This window comes from Ensifer sp. CCNWLY38, assembly GCF_037120565.1.
Lineage (GTDB): Bacteria > Pseudomonadota > Alphaproteobacteria > Rhizobiales > Rhizobiaceae > Ensifer > Ensifer adhaerens_H.
Genome location: NZ_JBBBBO010000022.1, coordinates 38089 through 62516 on the forward strand (window position 1 = coordinate 38089; position 24428 = coordinate 62516).

At 60.0% G+C, this 24428-nt stretch carries 19 protein-coding genes and 1 pseudogene; 11 read left to right on the plus strand and 9 right to left on the minus strand.

Annotated elements, in window-relative coordinates:
- Positions 1-265: 265 nt before the first annotated feature.
- From V7S54_RS31400 to V7S54_RS31420, 5 genes and pseudogenes are all read right to left on the minus strand, one after another.
- Positions 266-433 (minus strand): annotated as a pseudogene (locus V7S54_RS31400) (DUF6766 family protein); the annotation flags it as partial.
- 16 nt (positions 434-449) lie between these two features.
- Positions 450-1388 (minus strand): DUF3618 domain-containing protein, encoded by a 939-nt coding sequence (locus V7S54_RS31405; RefSeq protein WP_065377159.1) that lies wholly within the window; start codon positions 1386-1388, stop codon positions 450-452.
- Positions 1385-1804 carry a phage holin family protein gene (locus V7S54_RS31410; RefSeq protein WP_065377160.1) on the minus strand — a complete coding sequence of 140 codons (420 nt, stop codon included), beginning with the start codon at positions 1802-1804 and terminating at the stop codon, positions 1385-1387. Before V7S54_RS31410 ends, V7S54_RS31405 begins: the two co-directional genes overlap by 4 nt.
- Positions 1797-2429 (minus strand): hypothetical protein, encoded by a 633-nt coding sequence (locus V7S54_RS31415; RefSeq protein ID WP_083203857.1) that lies wholly within the window; start codon positions 2427-2429, stop codon positions 1797-1799. Before V7S54_RS31415 ends, V7S54_RS31410 begins: the two co-directional genes overlap by 8 nt.
- Positions 2430-3918: 1489 nt before the next feature.
- Positions 3919-4851, minus strand: a complete 933-nt coding sequence (locus V7S54_RS31420; protein WP_065377161.1) for an adenylate/guanylate cyclase domain-containing protein — start codon at positions 4849-4851, stop codon at positions 3919-3921.
- Positions 4852-6113: 1262 nt separating this feature from the next.
- On the opposite strand from V7S54_RS31420, the gene V7S54_RS31425 reads away from it, so the two are divergent.
- The 11 genes from V7S54_RS31425 (at position 6114) to V7S54_RS31475 (ending at position 17702) form a co-directional block, all read left to right on the plus strand.
- Entirely contained in the window at positions 6114-6416 is a 303-nt protein-coding gene (locus tag V7S54_RS31425; RefSeq protein WP_141679587.1) for a hypothetical protein, read from the plus strand.
- 238 nt (positions 6417-6654) lie between these two features.
- The gene (locus tag V7S54_RS33380) at positions 6655-7230 is read left to right on the plus strand and encodes a hypothetical protein (protein WP_442892638.1); all 576 of its coding nucleotides are present in this window, start codon (positions 6655-6657) and stop codon (positions 7228-7230) included.
- 166 nt (positions 7231-7396) lie between these two features.
- The gene (locus V7S54_RS31435) at positions 7397-10540 is read left to right on the plus strand and encodes a molybdopterin-dependent oxidoreductase (RefSeq protein WP_336409821.1); all 3144 of its coding nucleotides are present in this window, start codon (positions 7397-7399) and stop codon (positions 10538-10540) included.
- Positions 10537-11412, plus strand: coding sequence for a 4Fe-4S dicluster domain-containing protein (locus tag V7S54_RS31440; protein ID WP_336409820.1), 876 nt, complete (start codon positions 10537-10539; stop codon positions 11410-11412). The genes V7S54_RS31435 and V7S54_RS31440 overlap by 4 nt, the downstream gene beginning before the upstream one ends.
- Positions 11405-12046: a TetR/AcrR family transcriptional regulator gene (locus V7S54_RS31445; RefSeq protein ID WP_336557538.1), complete on the plus strand. Its 642-nt coding sequence runs from the start codon at positions 11405-11407 to the stop codon at positions 12044-12046. The genes V7S54_RS31440 and V7S54_RS31445 overlap by 8 nt, the downstream gene beginning before the upstream one ends.
- Positions 12046-12198, plus strand: a complete 153-nt coding sequence (locus V7S54_RS31450; protein WP_336409818.1) for a hypothetical protein — start codon at positions 12046-12048, stop codon at positions 12196-12198. Before V7S54_RS31445 ends, V7S54_RS31450 begins: the two co-directional genes overlap by 1 nt.
- Positions 12199-12252: 54 nt before the next feature.
- Complete coding sequence (locus tag V7S54_RS31455; RefSeq protein WP_336409817.1) at positions 12253-14181, plus strand: acyl-CoA synthetase; 1929 nt, start codon at positions 12253-12255, stop codon at positions 14179-14181.
- A gap of 104 nt (positions 14182-14285) precedes the next feature.
- Positions 14286-14720, plus strand: a complete 435-nt coding sequence (locus V7S54_RS31460; protein ID WP_065377167.1) for a VOC family protein — start codon at positions 14286-14288, stop codon at positions 14718-14720.
- A complete protein-coding gene (locus V7S54_RS31465; RefSeq protein WP_336409816.1) occupies positions 14717-15394 on the plus strand; it encodes a VOC family protein in 678 nt (225 codons plus the stop codon). Before V7S54_RS31460 ends, V7S54_RS31465 begins: the two co-directional genes overlap by 4 nt.
- A gap of 25 nt (positions 15395-15419) precedes the next feature.
- Positions 15420-16430 carry a fumarylacetoacetate hydrolase family protein gene (locus tag V7S54_RS31470; RefSeq protein WP_336409815.1) on the plus strand — a complete coding sequence of 337 codons (1011 nt, stop codon included), beginning with the start codon at positions 15420-15422 and terminating at the stop codon, positions 16428-16430.
- 207 nt (positions 16431-16637) lie between these two features.
- Entirely contained in the window at positions 16638-17702 is a 1065-nt protein-coding gene (locus V7S54_RS31475) for an OmpP1/FadL family transporter (protein WP_336409814.1), read from the plus strand.
- 162 nt (positions 17703-17864) lie between these two features.
- Here the strand turns inward: V7S54_RS31475 and V7S54_RS31480 are convergent, their stop codons facing one another.
- From V7S54_RS31480 to V7S54_RS31495, 4 genes are read right to left on the minus strand one after another with little or no spacing between them, the layout of a single operon-like run.
- On the minus strand, positions 17865-19163 hold the full coding sequence (locus V7S54_RS31480) for an alpha/beta hydrolase (protein WP_336409813.1): 1299 nt from the start codon (positions 19161-19163) through the stop codon (positions 17865-17867).
- 1 nt (position 19164) lies between these two features.
- Positions 19165-22215: an efflux RND transporter permease subunit gene (locus V7S54_RS31485; protein WP_336409812.1), complete on the minus strand. Its 3051-nt coding sequence runs from the start codon at positions 22213-22215 to the stop codon at positions 19165-19167.
- Positions 22212-23309, minus strand: a complete 1098-nt coding sequence (locus V7S54_RS31490) for an efflux RND transporter periplasmic adaptor subunit (protein WP_065377172.1) — start codon at positions 23307-23309, stop codon at positions 22212-22214. The genes V7S54_RS31485 and V7S54_RS31490 overlap by 4 nt, the downstream gene beginning before the upstream one ends.
- Position 23310: 1 nt before the next feature.
- Positions 23311-24375: an efflux RND transporter periplasmic adaptor subunit gene (locus V7S54_RS31495; RefSeq protein WP_336409811.1), complete on the minus strand. Its 1065-nt coding sequence runs from the start codon at positions 24373-24375 to the stop codon at positions 23311-23313.
- Between the last annotated feature and the right edge of the window lie 53 nt (positions 24376-24428).

The following is a 24428-nucleotide window of genomic DNA, read 5'->3' on the forward strand; positions in this document are numbered from 1 at the left end:
TATCAGATCCATCCGTTGTGGCTCGGCACTGCGCGCCGCTGCTCTCTGGCGTTGGTCTGGCGCTTGCATTGCATCAGCACGGCGCTTTAGCTCAGCCGCTATCTCCTTGTCGGTGAAGCCACTCAATTCCCCCTCCATGATCCACCGGCAGCAGGATCGCCCACCGGTTGAATATAAGCAAGTGATGAAATGAAGCGCCCTCAACCGCCGGGGGGATTGAGTTTGATTAATTGCGAGGCCCGCCTTTGATATCTTGCGAGGTTGCTCAGAAAGCACCGGACCCCGTTTTCGCGTGGGGCGCAGCGACCGGTTTCGATTCGGGTGAGCCCCGGAATCTCAGGAAGATCGAGAAAACGACGATAACGGCTGTCGAAAGGAACTCACTTTGCCAGTTCTGGAAAGACTAGAACCAGAACTGCGCGCTGACGAGATGCTCGGCAACCGGGGCGTCATCCATTCGGCGTCTCGCCTGGCGTCGTTCTGCGGGTCTCGTCCAAGGCTCCCTTGGCACCTTCGATCGCTCCTTCTGCGGCGGCATCCGCCGTAGCCGCAAGATGGTCGCGCACGCGGTCCGAGGCCTCGCCGGCGGTAACATCCTCCAGCGCCGTTGCAGGCAGCGCTGCTCCAATGGCTGCACCGATCGCAAACGCAAGCGCACCGCCAACGAGAGGCTGGTCGCGAAAGTTCTTGAGGATGGCAGCGTTCAGCTGTGCTCCTTGAGTTTGAGCGATCTGGCGGACACCTCGAGCACCTTCCGCCGCCGATCGGCCGGCTTCTGCAATCGTTTCGGAAATGCCGCTTGCTGCGCCCTTCATCTCTCGCCAGGTAGCCGACCCCCAGCCGGAGGCTTCGTCGAACGACCTTCCCGTTTCATCACGGATGTCCTCGATCGGTGATCCGGATGCGTCGGCGAAGCCGCGATAGACGGCGCCACTCGGATCCACGAAATGACCGGCCCTGTGGCCGGCCGCATCGGTTCGGGCGCGAAAGCGACTGCCTCCCTGATCTTCGAAATGGCTGTATCGTTCGCCAAAACTTGCCTCGACCGGCCCAATACGCCGAAGACTGCCGTTCACGGAAGCGAGTGGATAGTTGTCTACACCGTTATCGGAGGCCGAAGCTTGCGGTGCACGGGACGCAGGATCCGCAAGCAGCCACGCAAGGCCGATGCCCGTCAGGGCTACCGGAATGGGGTTCGACTTCATCGCGCCGCCGAGGTTCTTGAGAAATTCTGCTCCTCCGCTCCTCCTCGCATAGGCAAGAAACTCATCCATCAATTCGCCAGGCGACATCCGTTCCTGGATAGCGTGAAGTTTTTCTTCGATCCTTTGGCGATCGGCTTCGATCTCGCGCTGCAACTGAGCAGGCGAATGCGTGTCCACGGTCATCGTACTGTCTCCTTAGCCACTTCGAGGTCACGGTGGAGGGACGCCGTCGTTTTGTCGAAGCGCACGCTGCGGTTTCCGAGCCTGGCGAGGCTACGCGAGATCATCACCCATGCGAGAAGACCCACGACGAGACCGACGACGACCGCTGATAGGGCATCAGCGTTCGCTTCCTCTATTCCTTGCGCAATGAGGAAGGCGCCGAGCCCTTGCACGACCGCGCCCAAGAGTACACCAACGGCCGCTATTGCGAAGATAAGCCCAACGACCAACGTCTCGATGCTGCCGATAGCTCGATTTAGATTCTCGCCTGCTTCGGCCTTCGCGAGGTCGATTTCCTTTTGAAAAAGCCCGGCTATGTCTGTCACCAATCCTGTCATGAGGTCGGATAAGGAGCGGTCATCACGAGGGTCAAGCATCGCGCAATTCCTTTTCAAAGTCCCAGTCGCCTTCCTTGCCGTGTGTCGCGGTGGAATTCGGTTGGGCAACATTCGGGGTGATGTGGGACCGTTCGGCCGAGGCAGACAGGAATCGGCTTGCCGCCAGTCCAGCAATTGCTGCGATTCCGAGAAAGGCCAGAGGCTGCTTTCGCCCGAAATCTTCCGCCATAGCCGCTATTTCTCCGAGCTCTCGGTTTTCACAATCGCGCGCCAGCCGTCCGATCGAGTGCCCAATGTGCTGCGTGTAGCGCCCAAGCGCCGGTTGCTCCGACTGGCGGAGCTCGGATCCGACCTTTTCCATGGCGCCTGCTAGACCGCGCAGTTGGCGGGCCAGCGCGCTCTTTTCGTCATCCACAGCCCGCATTGCGGCTCTTTTCGCTTGGTTGGCTTGCTCATCACCGGGGGAGTTTTCACCAGCCTGGCTTTCATCCAGCCACCCGGCAGAACGATTTTCAGAACCTTCCGAGTATCGACCGCGCTCCTCGGACGGTGAAAAGCTTTGTTGCTGTGGTCTACGGTCCTTTGGGTCGTCGATCATTTGCGCCTCCTCTTCGATCAGACGCGAGCCCGATCCATTGAACTTCAAACCAGCGAATATGATCATTGTTCCTTTGATACGGGCGCAGTCCGGATTGTTCGACGAACCAGACTTCAACGAGCTGTAAGCCCTCGGTTCCTAGTGACTTGAACAGGCGCGATAGCTTCAATGTGGTATCCGCCTGCGGGAGCTTGGCGTGGAGGTCCGCCCGCACCTACCAACCGGGACGAACGATGCCCTACGTCTCGCGGTGGGCAGGAATTGCCAACGAGTACCTATTTGTCTCGTGGTTGCGTGAGGTCGCTACCGGGTGGCGCCAGTCTTGCTGCCCGCTTGGGTGTGACCGCTGCAGCGAGGGTAAATTCGGGCGGTGGGCGGCTGTCCCTTCCCGAGTGGAAGAGACAGCGTTGACGACCGGGTTGTCCCGCAACATGCGAGGCTCCCGATCCTTCAGAGAAGTACGGCAACCGCGATCCTTATGGCAGGAGATCACCACCTGTCCGCGATCGATCGGCCGATAGTTGAATGTGCATCCGAAACCGAGCTCCTGCATGAGTGCGGCTGCAAGAGATGAATGCAGCCGCTTCTCCCATGCTACCTCAGCGGTCAGCCTACAACTCATCCATTCTGGGTAAAAAAAGGCCCCGCTGAGGCGGGACCTGAGGTGAACCAGCGCCCGGCTTTCGCGAGCCGGTCAAGAATTGCGAGCATTAACGACCTCGATGGGCCCCACATCTAGCGGGGACACTAATGGCAGCGGGGCCTGGAGGCGCCTCGATCGGGTCGAGGATCGAGACATATCCAAACCTAGGGCGGCGCAAAAGGTTCCGCCATGGGACCTCAGTCCCAGACGGGCAACGCAAAGGTCTTAGGTTCGTTGTCGCACCCTACCGTCGCGTTAGTTTTTTTCTTAGCCCAAGCAGCACAGCCCTTAACTGTCTTGGGCGGGCAACGGCGCCGGAGCGCCCCCTTGCAGTCAGCAAGGACCAGCTTTGATGTCGTTGCCCGATTGGACGATTGAGGATTTGCGAATGTACGAACGACACACTTACGGAACGCCACAAAGGAAGTTTACGACGGCCCTCCCAATCGGAGTAATGCTTCTATCAATGGCGGTAATCGCTGCTTACCTGCTGGTCGGGGGCGTTTTGAGCGACGGCGGCCGTCCGATCGCCACCGTCCTTCCAAAGCCCCCCGTGGTTACTTCGCGATAGCAGCAGGTCCGGCAAAGCCCCTGGGCGGGGTGGCGTCTCCATCCACCTACCCCGCAGCTTAAGAGCACGAGTCTTGAACATCAAAGAGCGGAGTCTTGAATGTACTGCGAACAGCCAGCAATGAAGCCGAAGAGCTGCAGCCGTGCCCTAAGGTGGTCAATAGCTAAGGCGCTGTAAGCCGGTGCGAGGCATTCGAAAAATCATTCGAGGTCGCGTTGAGGGTTTGTCGGTTCGCGGCCATCAACTGAGCGTCGACCAACTGGGCCAACGCTATGATCTTGATCGGGCGCGTAGGGCTGAATTCTCCCGGTTTGGCGGGGGTGAAGTCGTTGCGAGGATCGTTATGCGTTTGATTTCGCTCGAATGTCTGCCAGCAAAATATTCGCGAGATCGACGAACTGGCCCTGCGGATACTTTGACAAATACGCTTCAATCATCTCGACGTTACCGGTTTCACGCACTGTTTCCCAGAATGAGACCTCGACACCGGGATCGGCTTCGCCAGACCCGCCTTGGGCAACACGCGCGGCTGCCAGTTCGGCGAACTGGCCCGCCGGGAACCGCTTGAGGTAAAGGAGATACTCCGCCGGATCGTCGCTTTCCTGTACCGCCTCCCAAAAGGCCACCTCGACCCGACGCACCTCGTCATTTTTGTCACGGTCTACCGAGAAGGGCTCTTCGACAGACGAGGATCGCTCGGGGGTGTCGACGGACGATAGCTCCGCATTCAGGCTTGGTTCGGCCTTGGGGTCGAAAAGGACACGGAAGACCCGGAGCGGGCGCGCAATGTTTTTGACCTGGTGCTCACCCAAATCCTCGAAAGTGGTATCGACGCGATCGCGCAGATGATCTCGTACCCCTCTTGTCACGCAGATGCCGCCGGCATCGGCGAGGCCTTCGAGCCGGGCGGCGATATTGACACCATCGCCGAATATATCACCGTCCTTCACCAGAACGTCGCCGATATTGATCCCGATGCGGAAGTTCATCTTCCGGTCGTCGGCAAGCGCCTGGTTGGCACGCCACATCGCTTGTTGAATGGCGACTGCGCAGTTGAAGGCATGGACGATTGATGGGAATTCCGCCAACACGCTGTCGCCGGCGGTCCCGAAGATTTGACCATGGGCGCTTTCGATAAGGCCGTCGACAATAGTGCGGTGCGACGTCAAAGTCGCAAGCGTCTGCTCTTCGTCGGCATTCATCAAGCGGGAATAGCCTTCGATATCGGCCGCAAGGATCGCTGCAAGCTTTCTTTCAAGTGGTGGCGCCTCCATGTGAACGGTCCAATCCAACGCCTTCGTTTCCACTGTGCAGTCGACCCATCAACCGTCGAGAATGCAGCTTTGTTCCCTTCCGCAGGCGCTGGGAGCCGACTATGAGCCCATGCGAACGACAAGCGCCGCCAGACGTCTGCGCTTACCGCCAAGGCTGACGAAGTGCTGCGGCCATGAGCACCATTTAACTGACCGAAATCCGTGACGTGGCCCCGCGCCTGATAGAGGTTCTCAGCGATCTCCGGAGGGAAGAGCCCGTGTCAGGCTGAGCACGGCAACGTCAAAGACACGCTTCTCTGCGAAGGTCGCCAGCAAGGCAAATGGGTCACGCGCCTCACAGGCCAGTCCAAGTGATCATCCGACACGGGACTAGCGGCATCGGCATTTACGTTCCTAGCATGCGCAGACGCAGCGATGACGGAGGAGGAACGAACGATTGGTGATTGGGGCTGATTGACCAACTCTCTCCTCGGCAGTTGTTGCCAACGACTACCAGTCGTTGAGCGCAGGGATATGAGAACAAATCAGCGTTTGATGGCAACGAGATTGACTTCGTGATCGCTAAGGCCGGAGAGGATTTCATGTTTTGCTAATGCGCTGGTTTGCAAATTTTAATGCCAGACAAAAAATTAACCAGTACCACTGAACTGGTATGCACCAATTCACTCAGCGCGTGGTCGGCACCGAACGAGAGCTACGCGCTCAGCGGGGTGTTTCTGCCAGCAGCTTGCGCAGCGAGAGGGGGGTCAACTTGCATATAAACGATTGGAGCACAGACGGACGAGGCATTATTCGAGCATCAGCCGTCATCGATTGGAAGGCAGAGGCTGTCACCGCAGACGGGAGCGGTGACGTCTTCTTGAGGATCGAATTCAGCGTCGACCCGGACCGAACAGACGTGTCGTCACTGCAGTTCAGATTGACCGAGCAGCAAGCAAAACACATTGGCGCGAAGTTGAGTTCGATCTCGAACCAACCACCGCAATCGTCGGATCTTATCTGCGCAGCGCCCGACAGTGCGTTTCGACATAGGTACTGAGCAACCCAGAACGACGAAGGCATCAAATGCCCATATGAGAGCGCGGTCCCGATGCCGATTGGCGTGCCGCGTTCCACACCGCTCAAACCGTGGATTGGGCGCGAAGTGCCATCGGTGTAAAGCCAGGCATCACGAATTCTCCCAGAGGCACTGCATGAAACCTGAAGAAGTGTCGCTAAAGTATCCAACTCTTCGGCCTAACGGCGCTGTTGGGGAGAGTGAGTTGAACCAGGAAATCGTCGCGGCGCTCGCGAGGCTTCCGGATGATCCTGCGCTCTACTTCGACCTTGGCGAACCACACCTCCTTATTCCGCTCGAGCAGCTGGTCAACGCGCGTGCGCGCGAAAGAGGCATCGTCAATGCGAACCGTCATATGGTGGCGGCGGCGAAAGGCAATCAGGAGAAACGGAAACCCCTCACGGTCCGCGCCTTGGGCAACGAGCTGTGGCTCGTGGTGGATGGGAATTCGACTTTGCTCAACGCTCGCCATTCTAATTGGCGGGCGATACCTTGCTGCACCAGATGACCAGACACCTTTGAATGTCCCTGCGTCGATCGACCAAGAACGCCCCAAAAGGGCCGACGGAACAACTTCGACGATAGGCCACGATTGCGCTGTGGAAATCGTCAGGATTTAGGCCCGGCTCGCTGGGTCGCCAGATGACAGAAGGGATCCCGTCGGGCGAGACTTCTCGCCTCACCATGAGGGGAGAACATTCACAACAACCATTGAGATTGCAGAAAAGATCGCGACCGAACATGGCTTGACCAAAGTCCAGAGCAAGGCGGTTGTAGAGGCGGTCTTCGCCGCCGTAACCGCCGCCGCCACATCCGGCGCCGAAACATCGATCCCGGGCCTTTCTACGGGACGCGAAGAAGAGCATCGATGCTCTTCTGCCTCTCCTGGACTAGAATCCGCTGAGCCTTTCGAGGGCCAAGAATTTGTACGCGAGGTCGCGCCTGGCCCTCGCCGCGTCGTGGAGAAAGGAAAGAGGGTCGATCCGGTTAGGGCGTTCCATTCGATACATTATGCGATGCTAGAAGCACATAACGGGGTCATCGCTCGTCTACGAGTCGACTTCGTGCATGAACATCGAATAATTTGCGATCAGCAGCCACTGTCGACCCCGCGGCGGATGTATCCGCTCATCGGACGTGGGCGTCGCGTCCTGAGGACGGCGGACGGGCCGTGGTTTGGTAGCGCCCTTCTTGGGCGGAGGAACAATTTTCTCAGTCATATGCTCGTTGCTCGCGCGTTCCACCGCAAAAAACGGAACAACATAAGCAACGTTCCGCTCGAACTGAACCTCTCGATCGCCGGCCTCGATCAGCCGCCCTGACATTCGCTCGGTCCTGGAAAACGCCGGCATAGCTTTCAGCGATTGCGACGACGCAGGGAGTGGCGAGCCTGGCGTGCCCCTGACCAATTGGCCTGCTAACGCCCTCATCCCTCCAGTTCCGTTCGATATCACATTTTCGAATTGACTTTATAGTCATTATGATTTTATGGTCAATATCGGGGAATGGGAGTGGAGGAGAACAACCAATGAAGCTGCAAGCTTCGCGCGGTGTTGCGATCAAGGCGTTTCTCTACGGCGTCGAAATCGAACATTCCGACTCGCGGACCGCCACAACATGTCAGCCATAAAATCCAGGATGAACCGGCAGGTTCTCAGGACCATCCTTGTTGCCCTGCCCAAAGTGCTCAACCACACAGCCTCCCGCGCCCCTGCGTTCCGGGAGCGGCTGAGGCAGCGCGACGTCATCGTATGGATCGGCCTACAGGACGGCAGCATCGGCCGCATCGTGGAAATCCGAGGAGGCAAATTCCGCTCCCGTCCGGGCACGGCGGCCGAGGGCGAAGTGGTCATGTGCTTCAAGGACGTGGCGACCGCCTTGAAACTCTTGCTGCCCAATCGCGATCAGGGCGAGATCATCCACGCGGCCAAGAACTTTAAGGTGGTGACCACCGGGCCTGACGAACTGATTGTCTGGTTCATGCAGACTCTCAACATGAGCGAGACCGCCGGCCTGCCCGTGGGGATGCCGATGGCCGATGGCAGCCGCCGCTACACCACCTGCACCAACGGCGGTCCCCTGTTCGTCTATGTCAAGGATGGACGCATTCTGCGGGTTACGCCGATCGAGTTCGACGCAACCGATCCGTCCACCTGGGTGATCGAGGCTCGCGGCCGCAAATTCAGTCCGCCTCGCCGGGCGCTGGTGGCGCCGCACGCCTTGACGATGAAATCGCTGGTCTATTCGGACAAGCGTATCCTCTACCCGATGAAGCGGGTGGATTTCGATCCCAATGGCGAACGCAATCCCCATAACCGCGGCAAATCCGGTTACGTGCGGATCAGTTGGGATGAGGCGCTGGACATCGTTGCCACGGAGATTAACCGGCAGAAGCGCGTCCACGGGCCCGGGTCCATCACGTTCCCGATGTCGTCCCATCACCAGTGGGGAAACGTGGGCTACTACCTGAGCTCGCTGATGCGCTTTGCCAATCTGATCGGCTTCACCCGGGTCGCGGCAAATCCGGACAGTTGGGAAGGCTGGTACTGGGGCGCAATGCATCATTTCGGCAACTCGATGCGGGTCGGCGTGCCTGCGGGCTATGGCGGGGTGGAGGACTGCCTCAAGGAAGCCGAGATGATCGTCTTCTGGTCCTGCGATCCCGAAAGCACCAATGGAGCCTATGCAGGATTCGAGGGCACGACGCGTCGTCTTTGGGCCAAGGAACTCGGCATCGAGTTCGTTCATGTTGACCCGCATTGCAATCCGACAGCCCAGTTGCTGGGCGGACGCTGGTTTCCCGTCCGGCCGCAGACCGACGCGGCTCTGGCCCAGGCGATCATGTATGTCTGGGTCACGGAAGCCCTTTATGACGAGGAGTACGTCGCGACCCGAACCACCGGCTTCGATGAATGGAAAGCGCACCTGCAGGGCGAAACCGATGGCGTTCCAAAGACCCCTGAATGGCAGGAATCCGAGACCGGCATCCCTGCCAGGGACGTGCGCGCGCTGGCCCGCAAGTGGGGCGGCAGGAAGGTCTATCTAGCCGTCGGCATGACCGGTACGGGGTTCGGCGGCGCAGGCCGTGGCGCGACCGGTGCGCAATGGGCGCGCTGCATGGTGATGATGATGGCGATGCAGGGCTGGGGCAAGCCGGGCATCAACTTCGGCGGTCTCCAGATCGGGGTCCCGCACGACCTGCATTTCTATTTTCCGGGCTATGCAGATGGAGGGATTTCCGGGGACCTGGCGTGGACCGGCAATGCGGTCAACAATTATCAGCGCATGCCGCACATTCTGACAATGAATCCCGTCAAGCAGATGGTGCCGCGCCAGCAACTGCCCGACGCGATCATCAACGGCCACGCCACCGGCTATCTCTGGGACGGCTTGGCTCAGGAGGCCCAGTTCGCGCCCTTCAGCTATCCCATGCCGGGCTACTCGCCAATTCACATGATCTACCGCTACGGCGGATCGTCCCTGGGCACCGTGACACGATCTGGACGCTGGGTGGACGCCTATCGGCACGAGAGCATCGAGTTCGTGGTGAACCAGTCCATCTGGATGGAGGGCGAGGCCCAGTTTGCCGATGTCATCCTGCCGGCCTGCACTTCATTGGAGCGCTGGGACATCGGCGAATGGGCAAATTCCGGAGGCTACGCCCACCACGGCGTCAATGTGGTCAACCATCGCGTCATAACCCTCCAGCACAAGTGCATCGAGCCCTTGGGCGAGTCGAAGTCCGACTACGACATATTCACAGCAATCCTGACCCGGCTGGGCCTGGGCGCTGTCTTCACCGAAGGCTGCAGCGAACTCGACTGGGCTAAGCGGGTTTTCGATTCGTCAGATCTGCCCGGCGAAATTTCCTGGAAGAAATTCTGCCGCAAGGGCTATTACGTCGTGCCGCCCGAAAAGCCGGAACTGCGCCAGCCCGTCGACATGCGCTGGTTCGCCGAGGGCAGGCGCAAGGATCTGCCGGAACCACTTCCGATGCCATCCCAGTATGCCGAAGAGTTCGGCATGGGCCTGCAAACGCCGAGCGGCAAACTCGAATTCGTGCCCGAGATCCTCAAGCGGAACACGGCGGACAATCCGGATCGACCGCCGGTCAATCGTTACATTCCCTCCTGGGAAGGGCTGCGCACCACAGAGCTGACGGAGCGCTATCCGCTTCAGATGATCGCCACGCACAGCCGCTACAGCTTCCACACCAGCATGGATGGCAAGAACAGCGCGGTCAATCAGGTCGAGGACCACCGTGCCTTGGTTGCAGGCCATCGCTTCTGGTTGCTGCGGATCAACCCGGCCGATGCCGCCGCCCGCGGCATTGGTCATCGTGACCTGGTGAAAATCTTCAACGATCGCGGAGCCGTGATCTGCGCCGCCGACATTTCGGCCCTGGTGACCCCGCGCGTCGTCAAGTCCTATGAGGCCAGCGCCGAGTTCCAGCTTATCGAAGTTGAAGGAGAGACCGTAGAGGTCGGCGGCTGCTTGAACATCCTTACCCCGGACCGGTCGCAGACCCGCGGAACCAGCAGCATGGCTCCCAATTCCTGCCTTGTGCAAATCGAGAAGTGGCAGAACGCGGACGCCTTCAAGATGGCTGCGCGGCGTAGGAGGAAGTCTTGAGCAAATGGAATCTGATCATCAACGTCGGCCGCTGCGAGAACTGCCACAATTGCGTGATCGCGGACCGGGACGAACATGTCGGCAACGACTTTCCGGGCTACGCGGCGCCGGCTGCTGCCGTGGGAGAGAGCCCGATTCGTATCCTGCGCCGCGTACAGGGCAGTGCGCCGATGGTGGAGACCACCTATTTGCCAGTGATGTGCAACCACTGCGATGACGCGCCCTGCATGCGATATGCGGGCGACGCCATCCGCAAACGCGACGACGGCATCGTTATCATCGATCCAGAGAAGGCTAAGGGTCGCAAGGACATTCTCGGCTCGTGCCCGTACCGGGCAATCGTCTGGAACGAGGAGCAGCAGGTGCCGCAGACCTGGATCTTCGATGCCCACCTGCTCGATCAGGGCTGGCAACGACCTCGCTGCCAACAGAGTTGTCCGACGGACGTCTTCGAGGCGGTGAAACTCGATGACGCCGCCATGGAGCGAAAGGCGGCCACCGAGGCGCTCAAGGTGCAGAAGCCCGAGCTCGGAACCAAACCCCGCATCTGGTACCGGGGTCTGGAACGGTGGGAGACATGCTTCATCGGCGGCAGCGTCAGCGCCGACATCGCCGGGGCGGTGGAATGTCTCGAAGGGGCGGAGGTGACCCTATCCCAGGGAGGCAAGCGTCTCGCGAGTGCCACGACGAACAGCTTCGGCGATTTTGGCTTCGACGGTTTGCGGGGTGACGGAAGCACATATCGTGTCGAAGCGTCCCATGCCCATGGCAGCGTCTGGCGCGACTGCGTCCTGTCCGAGAGCGTCTATCTGGGCGAACTGAGGTTGACCCGTCCCGGCGACACAGATTCGCGAGGGGGCGCCGATGCTTGAGAGTGATAACTGCCGCTCGGGCATGCCCCACCGGCGAACAAGCCGGCAAGAGAGCCGAGGAATGAATGTTGCCCGTATTCTCAGCGCGGCAGAGAAATTGTGCGCCCTCTATGGTTCCAGGAAAACGAACGTGTGCGACATCGCCAGCTACCTCAAGATGTCGCCAGCAAACGTCTATCGTTTTTTCTCTTCCAAACTGGCGATATATGACAGGCTTGTTGCGCGGGTGCTCGAAGACAATTTTCCTGTCATCCAACTCGACTCCGGAACCCTTACAAGTGCCGAAACGCTCCGACAGTTCATGCTGGGGCTGCATGGACGGGCCCTTGCTCTCATGCGGGATGAGGACAAAATATTCGAGCTGCTAGCGATCGCCGATGATGAGCGCTGGCCCGCTTTCGAGGCACACGCACAACGCGTTAAGGGCATCGTCGCTGAACTTGTCGAACAGGGCGTTGATGCACAGGAATTTCGACAACAGGACAGTCTTCGGGCCGCTGAATGCCTTTGCGCGTCAACTGCGGCACTCTGGGAACCCAAAGCGATAAAGAATTTCAATCTCAGGCACCCGCTCATCACACCCGAAGTCCTGATTTCCTTCGGTGTTGATGCCCTCCGGAAGGGTCCTTGTTAATGCTGGCGACAATTGCCGGCACCAGTCTCGCTGCAGTGCCACTGGTGCTGCAGGGCCATAAGACCTGGGCGGATGGCGGCTCCGACGCGGCGGAGTTCGTGCTCCAGGCACTTGAGATCGAGCCGGAGGAAGCTCGTCGCATCGCCAATTGAGAGTTGCCGCCGCTGTCCAAGTGAGCCGGCGGACCTACAGGGAGGAAGATCACTATGCTCGCGAAAACCCATGGCGGCGGCGGTCGCCCCATTGCCACATTGCCCGATGTTGAGGCATTCGAGCAAATCCCGTTGCTGGAGCGTAGCCTCCCGGCAAGCACCTATGAGATGCTTGCGCACGGCGCCGCTGTCGCGCCGGATCAGCTTGCCCTGTCCTTCTTTCTGCGGTCTGAAAACTTCCGTGATCCCGTCGTCTGGACGCACGCCGAGCTCCTCGCTGACATCACGAGGACAGCCAATGCCCTGCGGCGGCTGGGCATCGGCCGCGATGATGTCGTGGCCTTCGTGCTGCCCAATCTGCCCGAAGCGCATTTCGTGATCTGGGGCGGGGAGGCCGCGGGCATCGCCTTCGCGATCAATCCGTTGCTTGAAGCGGGACAGATCTCCGAGCTCCTCATTGCCGGGAAGGCAAAATGGCTCGTCACTCTGGCCCCCTTTCCCGGAACCGATATCTGGCAGAAGGTGATCAAGGCGGCGGCGAATGCGCCGGACTTGCAAGGAATTCTGACCGTCAGTTTCGCCCCGTATCTCCGCGGCACCGCTGAGGAAGCCACTGAGGTACGCTCACAGGCTCCGGATGTCGGCAGCCTTTCTATCCCCGTTCTCAGCCTGCGTCAGGAAATTGCCGGGGAACGCGGCGACGGGTTGACCTTCGAGATGCCCAATCCCGGAGATATCTCTTCATACTTCTGCACGGGCGGCACAACCGGACTGCCCAAGATCGCCGCGCGCACCCATTTGTCGGAAGTGTTCGACGCCTGGTCCACCCAAGCCTTCCTCGGAAGTGTGTTAGCGCCGGGCAAGACCATCTTCTGCGGCCTGCCCCTCTTCCATGTCAATGGACAGCTTGTGACGGGCCTCATCCCGTGGTCGCAAGGCGGGCATGTCGTCATGGGCACGCCGCAGGGCTATCGCGGAGAGGGAGTTATTCCGTCCTTTTGGGAGATCGTCGAACACTATCGTGTCGTGGCCTTCTCGGGCGTTCCGACTGTATATTCGGCACTGCTGCAGGTGCCGGTCGGCGGCCGCGACATTTCGAGCGTCGGCTACGGTTTTTGCGGCGCGGCTCCGATGCCCGTGGAACTGTTCCGCAATTTCGAAGAGATGATCGGAATCCGCATTCTGGAGGCCTACGGCCTGACGGAAGGCGCCTGTGTTTCCAGCGTCAATCCGCCGGAAGGCGAGCGACGTGTCGGCTCGATCGGCCTACGCCTCCCCTACCAGCAAATGGCAGTGGTCAGACTTGACGATTCGGCAGGCTTCACCGAGTTCGCCGGGACGGACGAGGTCGGCGTGCTCGCGATCCGCGGTCCAAATGTCTTTGCCGGTTACATCAATGCCGAACACAACAAGGGGCTCTGGCTTGAGATAGACGGCGAGCGCTGGCTGAACACCGGCGATCTCGCCCGCCGGGACACCGATGGCTACTTCTGGCTGACGGGTCGCAAGAAGGAGCTCATTATCCGCGGCGGCCATAACATCGATCCCAAGCTTATCGAAAATGCAGTGCAAGATCACCCGGCGGTACAACTCGCCGCAGCGGTGGGAAGGCCCGATGAGCGCGCCGGAGAACTGCCGGTGCTCTACGTTCAGTTGAAGCCGGCGGCGACCGCAACGGAGGCGGATCTGCTTGCCCACGCCGTCGGCCGTATTCCCGAGCGCGCTGCGCATCCCAAATCGGTCCGGATTCTGGCCGCGCTGCCCGTCACACCCGTCGGCAAGATCTTCAAGCCAGCATTGTCGATGCTGGAGATCGAGGATGTCGTACGTCAGGAGGCGGCGTCGGCCGGCGTGAAGCTCGAATCGCTCTCGGTCGTTCAAGACGCACGGCTGGGGCTGCTTGCGAGAATTGCAGCCGAGGGCGATCCAGGACCGCTCCGCGAAAAACTGGGTCGCTACGCCTTTAAGGCGCAATTCCTCTGAAGCCGCGAGAAGAAAAGGAATCCAGTCATGGCGATCAATTTTGCCCGTTACGAGATCGGGGCGCCAGCACTCTCGTGGGTAAACCAGCAGCCAGGAAACCAGTCATGAACGCTCCAACGGGGATCCCCGTCACCAACCTTCAACACCACGTCTTCTACGTTACCGACCTGGAACGCTCAAAGGCTTTCTATATCAAAGTCTTCGACCTGCAGTTCTCCGCCCTCAACCATCCGGACAGCAGCGCCGCGATGCGTTTGTCGCAGCAGGAAATGCATTTCTTCTCGTTCGGCTTCCACCATCACGACATCTGCCTGGTGAAGCATCACAAGCTGAAGATGGACAACAATTCCATGCTGCACTTCACGCTAGCCGTGAAGGACGCAGAGGCATTCGACGAGGTCAGACGCCGCGCACGAGACATGGACTTAGCGATCCGCGAGGGGCGCATGGTCGCCTCCGCGCGCCCTGTATCGCGTGCTTTTTGCCTCCAGGACCCAGACAGGCACTGGATCGAGATCATTGAGGAGCCCAGCAGATGAGCGGTACCGCTTTCGTTCCCCCGAACGTCCTTCCCCCATTCAAGCTACGCTTCGCGGGCCTCCTGAAACGGAAATGGTTTCGCGAGATGGTGCTGTTGTGGCCGACGCTGACGAAGCGGCGATTCTCCAACAAGACTGAGGACTACGGCGTCTTCAAGCCTTCGCTCGTTTCTCATATCGGGCAGCTCTCCATCTATGTGCGCGACATCGCGCGAAGCCGGGCCTGGTACGAGAAAGTTGCCGGCATGATCCATAGCCGCACCTGCGAGCCAGAGCCGCATCCGTTCAAGGAAGGGTGGCGCATTCGCTGCTGCTACATGAGTGCAACTGACCATGAGGAATGCCTCGTGCTCGTCGAGGAATACGATCCCTCAGGCAGGATTACCGTACCTTCGGGCATGAGCTTCTTCCATTTCGCGCTCGAGGTGAAGGGAAACCAACTGGAGGATGTCCTGGCCTTTGCCAAGCAACAGCAGGTCGAGGGATTCCAGTTGAACTACGGTCCAGTCCGCCACAACAGCGAACCGCCTTTGGGTGACGGCGAGACTGGCGGCAACGTGGCCTGCTATCTCTACGACCCCGACTGGCACAATGTCGAATTCTGCGGGGCGATGGACACAATCGAGAACTATCGCGCGCGATACGGGGACCTCAAGGGCAAGGACCGCGCCTAACGCCGCACCGACCTTCAAAGGCGCCGTGAGCGGACATTCGAGCCGCTTCGAAGGGGCCCTTCCAGAGAAAGAAAATGAAATGGTAGTTAAAGTGACCCGATTTACGATCGGCGGAGAACCCTTGTGGGGAATTTTGGACGGAGAAGAGATCGCGCCGCTCGAGGGCACCTTCGTCTCAACTGCCGACATCCTGCGCCTTCCTCCCGCTGAGCTCAAGAAGCGGGCAGGCGCTGAACGGTTGCCGATCAGCTCTGCAACCATTCTGAGCCCCGTCACAGCGCCGGCGCAGATCGTCTGCCAGGGTCTGAACTATGCAGATCACGCGGATCAATCGGGGCATGCGCCACGCCAGAAGAACCTGCTCTTCATGAAGGCCGCCTCGTCGCTGTCCGGAGCGTTCGATCCCGTCATCCGGCCGCCAGGATGTCAGATGCTCGACTACGAAGTGGAACTTGGTCTTGTCCTGAAGCGACCACTAACTGCAGGCGACCACGTCACCCGAGAGACCCTCGGCGATTTCATCGGCGGACTCGTCTTGTGCAACGACGTATCAGCCCGCGACGTCATGTTCGGTGAAGCTTTCTTGCAGTGGTTCCGCGGCAAAAGCGCCCGTACCTTCTGCCCTTGTGGCCCGTGGCTGGTCATTCCCGAAGCGGACGAGGTGGCGGATCTGCTCGACAGGATTGAGATCCGTCTCTGGCTGAACGACGAACTGCGGCAGTCGGCCCATTCCCGGGACTTCGTCTTTCGCCCGGAAACCTGCCTCAACGACATTGCGTCTCTGATGGACCTGGCTGCGGGCGATCTGGTCCTGACGGGGACGCCGGGCGGCGTGATCCTGCAAGCTAGCGCCCCCCTCGCCCAAATCCTGACGACCAAGCTTTTCAAGGATTCGGAGCGCAAGGAAGCGATCATCCAGGAAGCGACCGCGCACGGACGTTACCTCGCACCGGGCGACATTATGCGCGCCGAAATGCGCACCGATGACAGCGCCGTCGATTTTGGCAGGCAGTTGCTCGAAATCTTGGACGCCTGATCTCGGCGAGACCAGGACGCGCACGCCCTCGCCGCTCGCACCACAGCCTAATCGGCGGAGGTGTGAAGGGCTCGAGTGTCACCTCCTGGTCTAGACCCTTGACCTGGAGCAGCCGGCAACGCGCAGGGGGGCTGCAGGCAAGGAGAGCAATGCGCATTTCCTTGGGCTTTGCGGAAAGGCGACACGTCTCGGAGGAGGGAGACCCGCATGAAATCTAATAATTTGTTGACCGGATTGTTCAGCTGTCTTTTCGTCACACCGGCGATGGGAGGAGGCTTCGATCTCCTGGGGCAGCCGAATGAAGCCCTTTTCGAGACGGGACGCTATGTCGAATTCGGGCTCGGCTTTGGCAGTCCGAACGTGGGGGGACAAATCATTGCCGTCGGGCCCCCGTTTGCTTCGGGCGATACGGCGCCCTCGGTTCCATTCTACAATGGCGCCCTCAAGGGCGATATCAACGAACAATTCTCAGGAGCGGTCATCGTAGACAATCCTTATGGGCGCAGGGTCGAGTATGATAGCGGGCCGCTGTCCGGCCTGTCGGGAAAAGTCGAGTCGATCGCAGTCACAGGTTTACTGCGTTACAAGCTCACGGATCGTTTCAGCGTCTTCGGCGGACCCAGACTGCAACGTATGGGTGGCGACACCGATATCTCAGTTTTCGCAGGCGGCGTGCCCGCCGGTATTGGCAATGTCACCTTTGACGACACCTGGGCGGCGGGCTACGTGGTTGGGGCGGCCTTTGAAATCCCGGAGAGGTGTGTCCGGATCGCACTCACATACAATTCCGCGATCGACTACGATTTCGACACGTCCGGTGCCTATCAAGGGACCACGGATGTCGAGACCCCGCAATCGGTCAACGTCCATCTCCAGGCGCCGATCAGCCTTTCCACGTTGCTCTTCGCGACAGTTCGCTGGGCCGATTGGAGCGAACACACGATCAATCCGCCGGGCTACCCTTTGGGATCACTCGTCCACTTCAACGACACGACGACCTACACGCTCGGCATGGCACAGATGTTCAGTGAACAATGGTCGGGTTTCACAACTCTGACATATGAGCCCTCGACCGACGTATCGGCTGAAGGGCCGCTCGACGCAACCGACGGCTTGTGGGGCGCCACGCTTGGGGCCATCTATACGAAGGACGGGATGAAAATAACCGCTGCCATCAGCTACCACCAGTTCGGTGATGCGTCGGGTTCGTTTGGAAATTTTACGGACAACGATCTCGTCAGCGCCGCCTTCAAAGTGGGGTATTCGTTTTGATCCTCGCTGCAGGAAACGACGTCGCATACCGACGTCGTTTCCTGCTTGGGAGCGTCTGCAGGCTTCCATGCCGCAGATCGACTGGATGATCTCGACCGTGCGAGCAAAGGGGCGCCAAACCGCAGCTAGGCAGAAAACAGGTCTGCCTAGCAGACCTTGTCATCAATACGCGATCCTCCCATCCACGATCTGCCCGCTCGAGGGAGAAAGTTCGCGTTTCAAAACTTCACGCGCATCGCCGCTGATGACCGATACCGGAGCCGCAACGGCCACACGGGCTGCCGACCCGGCGAAATTGGCGGCTGCTACTCCCACGCGATCCGCGAACGTCTCCTCGCCGCCCGAGATCGATTGGCCGGCCAGACGCCGGCCGAGCAGACGCACGATCTCGGGACTGTCAGCAAAGGCATTGTGGCCAAGCGGATCGTTTGACGCAATCGCGCTCGTGTCGATGACTGACACGCCTAATTCCTCGAGCACAGCGGCATAGGGTCTGAGATCGGTTCCTCCGACCCGGTCAACTCCTCCCGACAGAAAGCCCGAAACCTCGAGCGCCTTGTCACGTGTGGATGTCAGAATCGCAAAATGCGGCCGCTTTGGCCCCATTTCGATAAACTGCCGGCGAAACACATCGATGTCGATGTCCGGCGATGCAAGGATGACATTCTTGATCTTGGCCGGGATCGATTTTTCGCGCATGGCAACGCCGCGCAGTGCCTCCGCCGCGAGCCAGGTCCCCATCGAATGCGCGAGAATCGTCACTTCGTCGACATCGGGGCTTCGTGTGGCCTGAAGGATCAGGTCCTCCAAGGCTCGCCGAGAGTAGTTGGCGCTCTCCTTGTCATAGAGGTAGTCGAAAACGCGAGCCCGCGATGGCCAGGCGAAGAGGATCGGGGCCGCATCAGTGCCCGAGTCGTGCACGATCTGGGCGAAACGAAAGACGGCGTCAGCATAGGTGTTGTTGAAGCCATGAACAAAGATGAGCACCTGCCGCTTGGCGTTCCGATTCTTGCGAAACCATGCGAGAGCCTGCCCTTCCGTCGCAACCTTTCCGACTTCAAGGACTGCAAACTCCTTTTCCGGATTCGGCGGAACGCGTGAGGGCCACTGCACCTCGCCGATCTTGCGGTTTCGATCCGGAGGAATGGAGACGGTGAGGTTATTCAGCGAGATCGCCGTTCCACGCTCGCCTGAATAGAGGCGGCCGGGATCGTCGGATGGCCTTCGCGTCGTTGCCACCAGCATGCTCACCCGGCTGGCTTCGTTGGCTGCCGCCTGATGAGGTTGAAGTACGTTCTCCACCCGGGTCGCGCAGCCGGTTATGACGACGGACACTATCACCAGCGCGGGGAGCACCTGTCGAGGCTTTGTTCGATGTGTCGTGAGGATCGGCCGCTTGCGGCCGATCCATTGCAAAGCGCAAATGCTGCGCGGGCGGTCGGGAGGCGTTGAACCGGTCATGTCAGCCCTCCTCGATCTCACGGGGTATCCGGAACCAGGCGACATAGAGCGCCGGCAGGAAGAGGAGCGTCAGTGCCGTGCCCACGACGATACCGCCCATCATCGCATAGGCCATGGGTCCCCAGAATATCTCGTGCGAAATCGGGATCAGCGCCAGGGTTGCGGCTGCAGCCGTCAGCATGATTGGCCGCATTCGGTGTTCGGTCGCCTCCACCACCGCCTTCCAGGGCGACTTTCCCGCGGCTCGCAATTCCTCGATCTCCACAATCAGAATCACCGAGTTGCGGATGAGAATGCCGACGAGTGCCAGCACGCCCAGGAGGGCGACGAAGCCGAGCGGGGCATTGCTCATGAACAGCGCCGCGACGACACCGATCAGCGCCAAGGGCGCAACCGAGAAGACCAGGAAGAGCCTGTGGAAGCTCTGAAGCTGGATCATCAGCAGGGTCGCCATGATAAGGAGCATGGCCGGGGCCACCGTGGCGATCGGACCCTGCGACTTGGCGCTTTCTTCGACCGCACCGCCGACTGCAACGGAATAGCCAACCGGCATTGTCTTTTCGAACGCCGCAACCTTGTCGGCGAGCGCCTTCACAATGGTCGCCGGCTGTGTCGTATCACTGATTCCGGCCTTGATCGTGATGGTCGGGACCCTGTCGCGCCGCCAGATCGTCGGCTGTTCGAGCTCGTAGCGGAACGTTGCGACCGATGAGAGCGGAACCGACTGACCGCTGCTGCTCTGCAGTTGCAGGTCGAGCAGCGTATCGATAGAGCCGCGCTCCATTTCCGAGGCACGACCGACGACATCGACCAGATAGATGTCGTCCCGCACTTGCGTTGCGGCGTCACCCTGTACGACGGTGTTGAGCGCCATTGCGATGTCTTGGGACGAGACACCGAGCTGCCGCGCCTTGTCCTGCAGCACGTCGATCTTTACGACACGTGCCGGTTCATTCCAGTTGAAGGCGAGATTCTTGAGGGAAGGATGGGCACCGATGACAGACCCCAGCTTCTGTGCCAGGTCGCGCACCGTCTGGAGGTCTTCGCCGGACACGCGGTACTGAATCGGCTTGCCGACCGGCGGTCCGATTTCTAGCAGCTTCACATAGGCGTCAGTGCCGGGAAAGGTCTTCTGAAGGTAAGCTTCCGCTTCTTGCTTCAGCTTGTCGCGGGCGTCGAGCTCCTTGGCGACGATAATGGTCTGACCGAAGGAAACGTCTGCCGGCTGCACGTCGAAGGAAAGGATGAAGCGCGGCGCGCCCCTTCCAACATATGTCGACCAGTGATCGACCGCAGGGTTGCCCGCCAGCATCTCGCGCTCGAACTGAGCCATTTGACGACTCGTTTCGGCAATCGAGCTGTTCTGCGGCAGGTTCCAGTCAACGATCAGTTCCGGCCGGTCAGAGCTCGGAAAGAACTGCTGTGGCACCATCGTCAGGCCCGCGAGCGATCCCGCGAAGAGGAGAACCGTGGCGATGATCGTCAACCAGCGCCAGCGCAGGCAGAGTTGCAACATGCTCGAGAATGCCCTCGCGAACCGGCCCTTGTGTTCGGCATGCTTCTTCATGGTTTTCGGCAGCAAGGTAACGCCGATCAGAGGCGTGAACAGGACGGCAACGATCCAGGAGACGACGAGCGATACGGCGATGACGACGAAGAGGGTGAAGGTGAATTCCCCGGCGCTGCTCTTGTTGAAGGCGACCGGTATGAAGCCCGCGACGGTCACAAGCGTGCCGGTCAGCATCGGAAAGGCCGTGGACGTGTAGACGTAGGTGGCGGCCTTCCTGAGACTGTCACCCATTTCCAGCCGTGCCACCATCATTTCGACCGCGATCATGGCGTCGTCGACGAGAAGACCGAGTGCGATAATGAGCGCCCCGAGCGAGATTCGCTGCAAGGAAATGCCCGAATAGAGCATCACCATAAAGGTGATGGCGAGAACCAGCGGGATCGCGATTGCCACGACCAGGCCTGCCCGGAAACCGAGACTGATGAAACTGATCGCGAGCACGATGGCGACCGCCTCGAACAGGGCCTTCGTGAAACCACCTACAGCCTCGTGAACGACTTTCGGCTGGTCAGATACCTGTTCGACCGAGACGCCGACCGGAAGATCCTGAACGATCGCGGCCATCGTCTTTTCGAGCGCGTCGCCGAAGGCGAGCAGGTTACCGCCGGTCTTCATACCAATCGCGAGACCGATGGCCGGCTTCCCCTTGAAGCGGAAGAACGAGATCGGCGGGTCGACATAGCCACGCGTGATATTAGCAACGTCTGTCAGCGGGAAGAACCGGTCGTTTACCCGGAGGTTGATCCCACGCAAGGTGTCTTCGGAGATAAAGCGTCCTCCGACCCGCAATGCGACGCGTTCCGGTCCTGTCTGAATGAAACCCGACTGGGTGACGGCGTTCTGCGCCTGCAGCGTGGAAATGATGTCGGCGCGATTAAGGCCGAGGGCCGCGATCTTGCGGGTGGAGAATTCAAGATAGATGACCTCATCCTGCGCGCCGACGATGTCGACCTTGCCGACATCCGAAATCTTGAGGATCTGGGTACGGGCGTCTTCCGCGAAGTCCCGCAGCTCCCTGTGACTGAGCCCGTCGCTGGTAAAGGCAAATATATTGCCGTAGACATCGCCAAACTGGTCATCGAACAACGGACCAATGACGCCCTGAGGGAACTCGTGCTTGATGTCGTCGATCAGGTTGCGCACCCGCGACCAGGTGGGCTTTACATCCTTCGCATTCGTATCGGGCAACAGATCGACGAAGACGATCGTCTGGCCGGCGGTTGTGATACTGCGGGTGTGTTCGAGATTGTTGAGTTCCTGCAGCTTCTTTTCGATGCGGTCGGTAACCTGCTGCGTCACTTCCTGGGCAGAGGCGCCAGGCCATTGGGCCTGGATCACCATCGTCTTGATTGTGAAGGATGGATCCTCTTCACGGCCAAGGCTTAGATAGGCAAAAGCTCCCGCCACTGCGAAGATGATCATGAAATACCAGACGAGCGAGCGGTGCTCGAGCGCCCAATCAGAAAGATTGAATTTGTTCACGGGCGATTATCCTGTTCAGTTCTCACACTCTGCCCCTCGGCAAGTTCATTCACGCCGGCGACGACGATCTCTTCGCCATCCTTGAGCCCGGAGAGGACTTGGACAGAACGGATGTCCGTGGAGGAGCCGTCGAGCCGCACGGCTCTGAGCGAGACGGTGTGTGTCTCCGGGTCAACCACCCAGACACGGTCGGCGCCGTCCTTCTTGACGACGGCCGTTGCCGGTACGTCGATCGCCGCCCCTTGCCGGACGTCAGCTGGTGCCGCGGTCACTACCGATCCCAGCCGGAAGACTTCCGGCGCCTGATCGATGGCGATTTTCAGTCGATGAGTACGAGTACCTGCATCCGCCTGCGGGCCGATTTCGCGCAGGACGCCGGAGGTCCGCAGCGCGTCATCGAGTTGAAGGGCAATGTCCGCTCGGTCCCCCAGACGCAACGATCGTAGGTAAGCTTCGGGAACGTCGACGACTACGTCGCGCTGATCGAGACGCGCGAGTTTCAGGACAGGCTGGCCAGCAGTTACCGTCTGTCCGACTTCGACCCAGGTCGCGGTCACAACACCATCGAACTCGGCCTTCAACACGGCATAGCCAAGTTGCTCGCGCACCTTCTCCAGGCTGGCATTTGCTTTGCCGACGCCGGCCCAGGCCGACTTCAGTGCCTGATCGGCAAGGTCCAGATCCGCGGTGCTCGCGGCGCTCGTGGAAGCAAGCCTCCGCTTGCGGTCTTGCGTCAACAAGGCGTTCTCGAACTGCGCTTCAGCGTTGCGCAGATCGGCCTCGGCGCTGCGGACCGCAAGCTCAAGAGCAAGCGGATCGATTTCAGCAACGACATCGCCGGCGCGCACGAGGTCGCCGACATTTACCTTGCGCGACACGACGCGTCCCAAGGTTCGGAATGCAAAATCAGTCTCAACCCTGGCTTGGACGATCCCGGGGAGGTGCACTAGCTGCGCGTGCGCTGCACTCACCGCAACGGACTTGACCGGCCGCGGCCTGGTGGTCTCACCTGCGCCTGCATCCTGACTACAGCCGGCAAGAATCGCCAGCGCTGCCAGGAGTGAAAACGAGACTTGGGGACGGTAAGCAACCATCTTACTTGCCCTCCCAGGCCACCACTTGGCCTTGCTTGAGGAACTTTCCGCCCTCTGTGACGATCAGGTCTTGCGGTGCGATCCCGTCGGCCACGATCAGATCGCTTTGCCGGTACTTGGCGACTTCGATCTTTTGCAGCGAGACGGAGTTCTTCATGGGGTTGATGCGCCACACGGCGGGCTCGCCCATCGCGGAGGCGATCGCGCCGGCGGGCAGGACAATCCCCTTGCGTGTCGGCGAACGGAATTCACCGACAACCGGCGTGCCAAGCGGCCATTGCACATCTTCCGGAAGCGCCACCTTGATGCGGATCGTTCCAGTTCTCGTGTCGATGAAAGGAGCGATCTCCCTGACTGTCGCTTGAGTCTCGAGCGCGCGATCCGCGACCGGTGCGACATCGACCTGCGCGAGTGGTCGTCCTTCCAGAAAGAAAGCCTCGAAGACGTCGAAAACGACGTCGCGGGGGCCGTCATGGGCGAGAGTGAAGGCAGGTTGCGCCGCGGAAACCACCTGGCCGACTTCGATCGCGCGCGCGGTGATGATCCCCCCCGAGCCGGCCTTCAGCTCGGTGTGCGACAATGCGTCCTTGGCCGTCGCCAACGCCGCTACCGCAGCATCCAGTGACGCTCGTGCCGTTCGCAGTTCCTTGTCAGCCTGATCGAAGGTCGCCTGAGCGATCGAGCGTGAGCGCAACAGCGCGTCATACCGTTCGAACGTCAGGGCCTTTTGCTTGACGATCGCCTGTGCCGACTCAAGCCCAGCGCGGGCTACCTCCACATCGGCCCGTTGTTCGATATCGTTTAGACGAGCGAGGACGTCGCCGGCGTGCACATGCGATCCAACATCGACGAGACGCTCGATAACCCTGCCGCTGACGCGGAAGGACAGATCGGATTGGATCCGTGCCTTGACATCGCCGGTGATCTCTGCGGCCGGTTGATACTCAGCCGCAGACGCGCGAACCGCCCGAACCTGCTGCGGTGGCGCGGCCACTTCGGCTTTGTCTTCGCAGGCGGCGAGATAGGCGCAGGCGAGACCAATTCCAATCAAACGAAAGGGCTGCATGTTTTTCTCCACAGCGGTTTGCAACCAAAAGAGTAGTGCGCTAGTATCACTGA

Excerpts from the sequence above, each read along its gene's own strand:
- V7S54_RS31405 (WP_065377159.1), bottom strand. The coding sequence starts at position 1,388 with ATGACCGTGGACACGCATTCGCCTGCTCAGTTGCAGCGCGAGATCGAA.
- V7S54_RS31410 (WP_065377160.1), bottom strand. The coding sequence starts at position 1,804 with ATGCTTGACCCTCGTGATGACCGCTCCTTATCCGACCTCATGACAGGA.
- V7S54_RS31415 (WP_083203857.1), bottom strand. The coding sequence starts at position 2,429 with ATGATCATATTCGCTGGTTTGAAGTTCAATGGATCGGGCTCGCGTCTG.
- V7S54_RS31420 (WP_065377161.1), bottom strand. The coding sequence starts at position 4,851 with ATGGAGGCGCCACCACTTGAAAGAAAGCTTGCAGCGATCCTTGCGGCC.
- V7S54_RS31435 (WP_336409821.1), top strand. The coding sequence starts at position 7,397 with ATGGTCAATATCGGGGAATGGGAGTGGAGGAGAACAACCAATGAAGCT.
- V7S54_RS31445 (WP_336557538.1), top strand. The coding sequence starts at position 11,405 with ATGCTTGAGAGTGATAACTGCCGCTCGGGCATGCCCCACCGGCGAACA.
- V7S54_RS31450 (WP_336409818.1), top strand. The coding sequence starts at position 12,046 with ATGCTGGCGACAATTGCCGGCACCAGTCTCGCTGCAGTGCCACTGGTG.
- V7S54_RS31455 (WP_336409817.1), top strand. The coding sequence starts at position 12,253 with ATGCTCGCGAAAACCCATGGCGGCGGCGGTCGCCCCATTGCCACATTG.
- V7S54_RS31460 (WP_065377167.1), top strand. The coding sequence starts at position 14,286 with ATGAACGCTCCAACGGGGATCCCCGTCACCAACCTTCAACACCACGTC.
- V7S54_RS31465 (WP_336409816.1), top strand. The coding sequence starts at position 14,717 with ATGAGCGGTACCGCTTTCGTTCCCCCGAACGTCCTTCCCCCATTCAAG.
- V7S54_RS31475 (WP_336409814.1), top strand. The coding sequence starts at position 16,638 with ATGAAATCTAATAATTTGTTGACCGGATTGTTCAGCTGTCTTTTCGTC.
- V7S54_RS31480 (WP_336409813.1), bottom strand. The coding sequence starts at position 19,163 with ATGACCGGTTCAACGCCTCCCGACCGCCCGCGCAGCATTTGCGCTTTG.
- V7S54_RS31490 (WP_065377172.1), bottom strand. The coding sequence starts at position 23,309 with ATGGTTGCTTACCGTCCCCAAGTCTCGTTTTCACTCCTGGCAGCGCTG.
- V7S54_RS31495 (WP_336409811.1), bottom strand. The coding sequence starts at position 24,375 with ATGCAGCCCTTTCGTTTGATTGGAATTGGTCTCGCCTGCGCCTATCTC.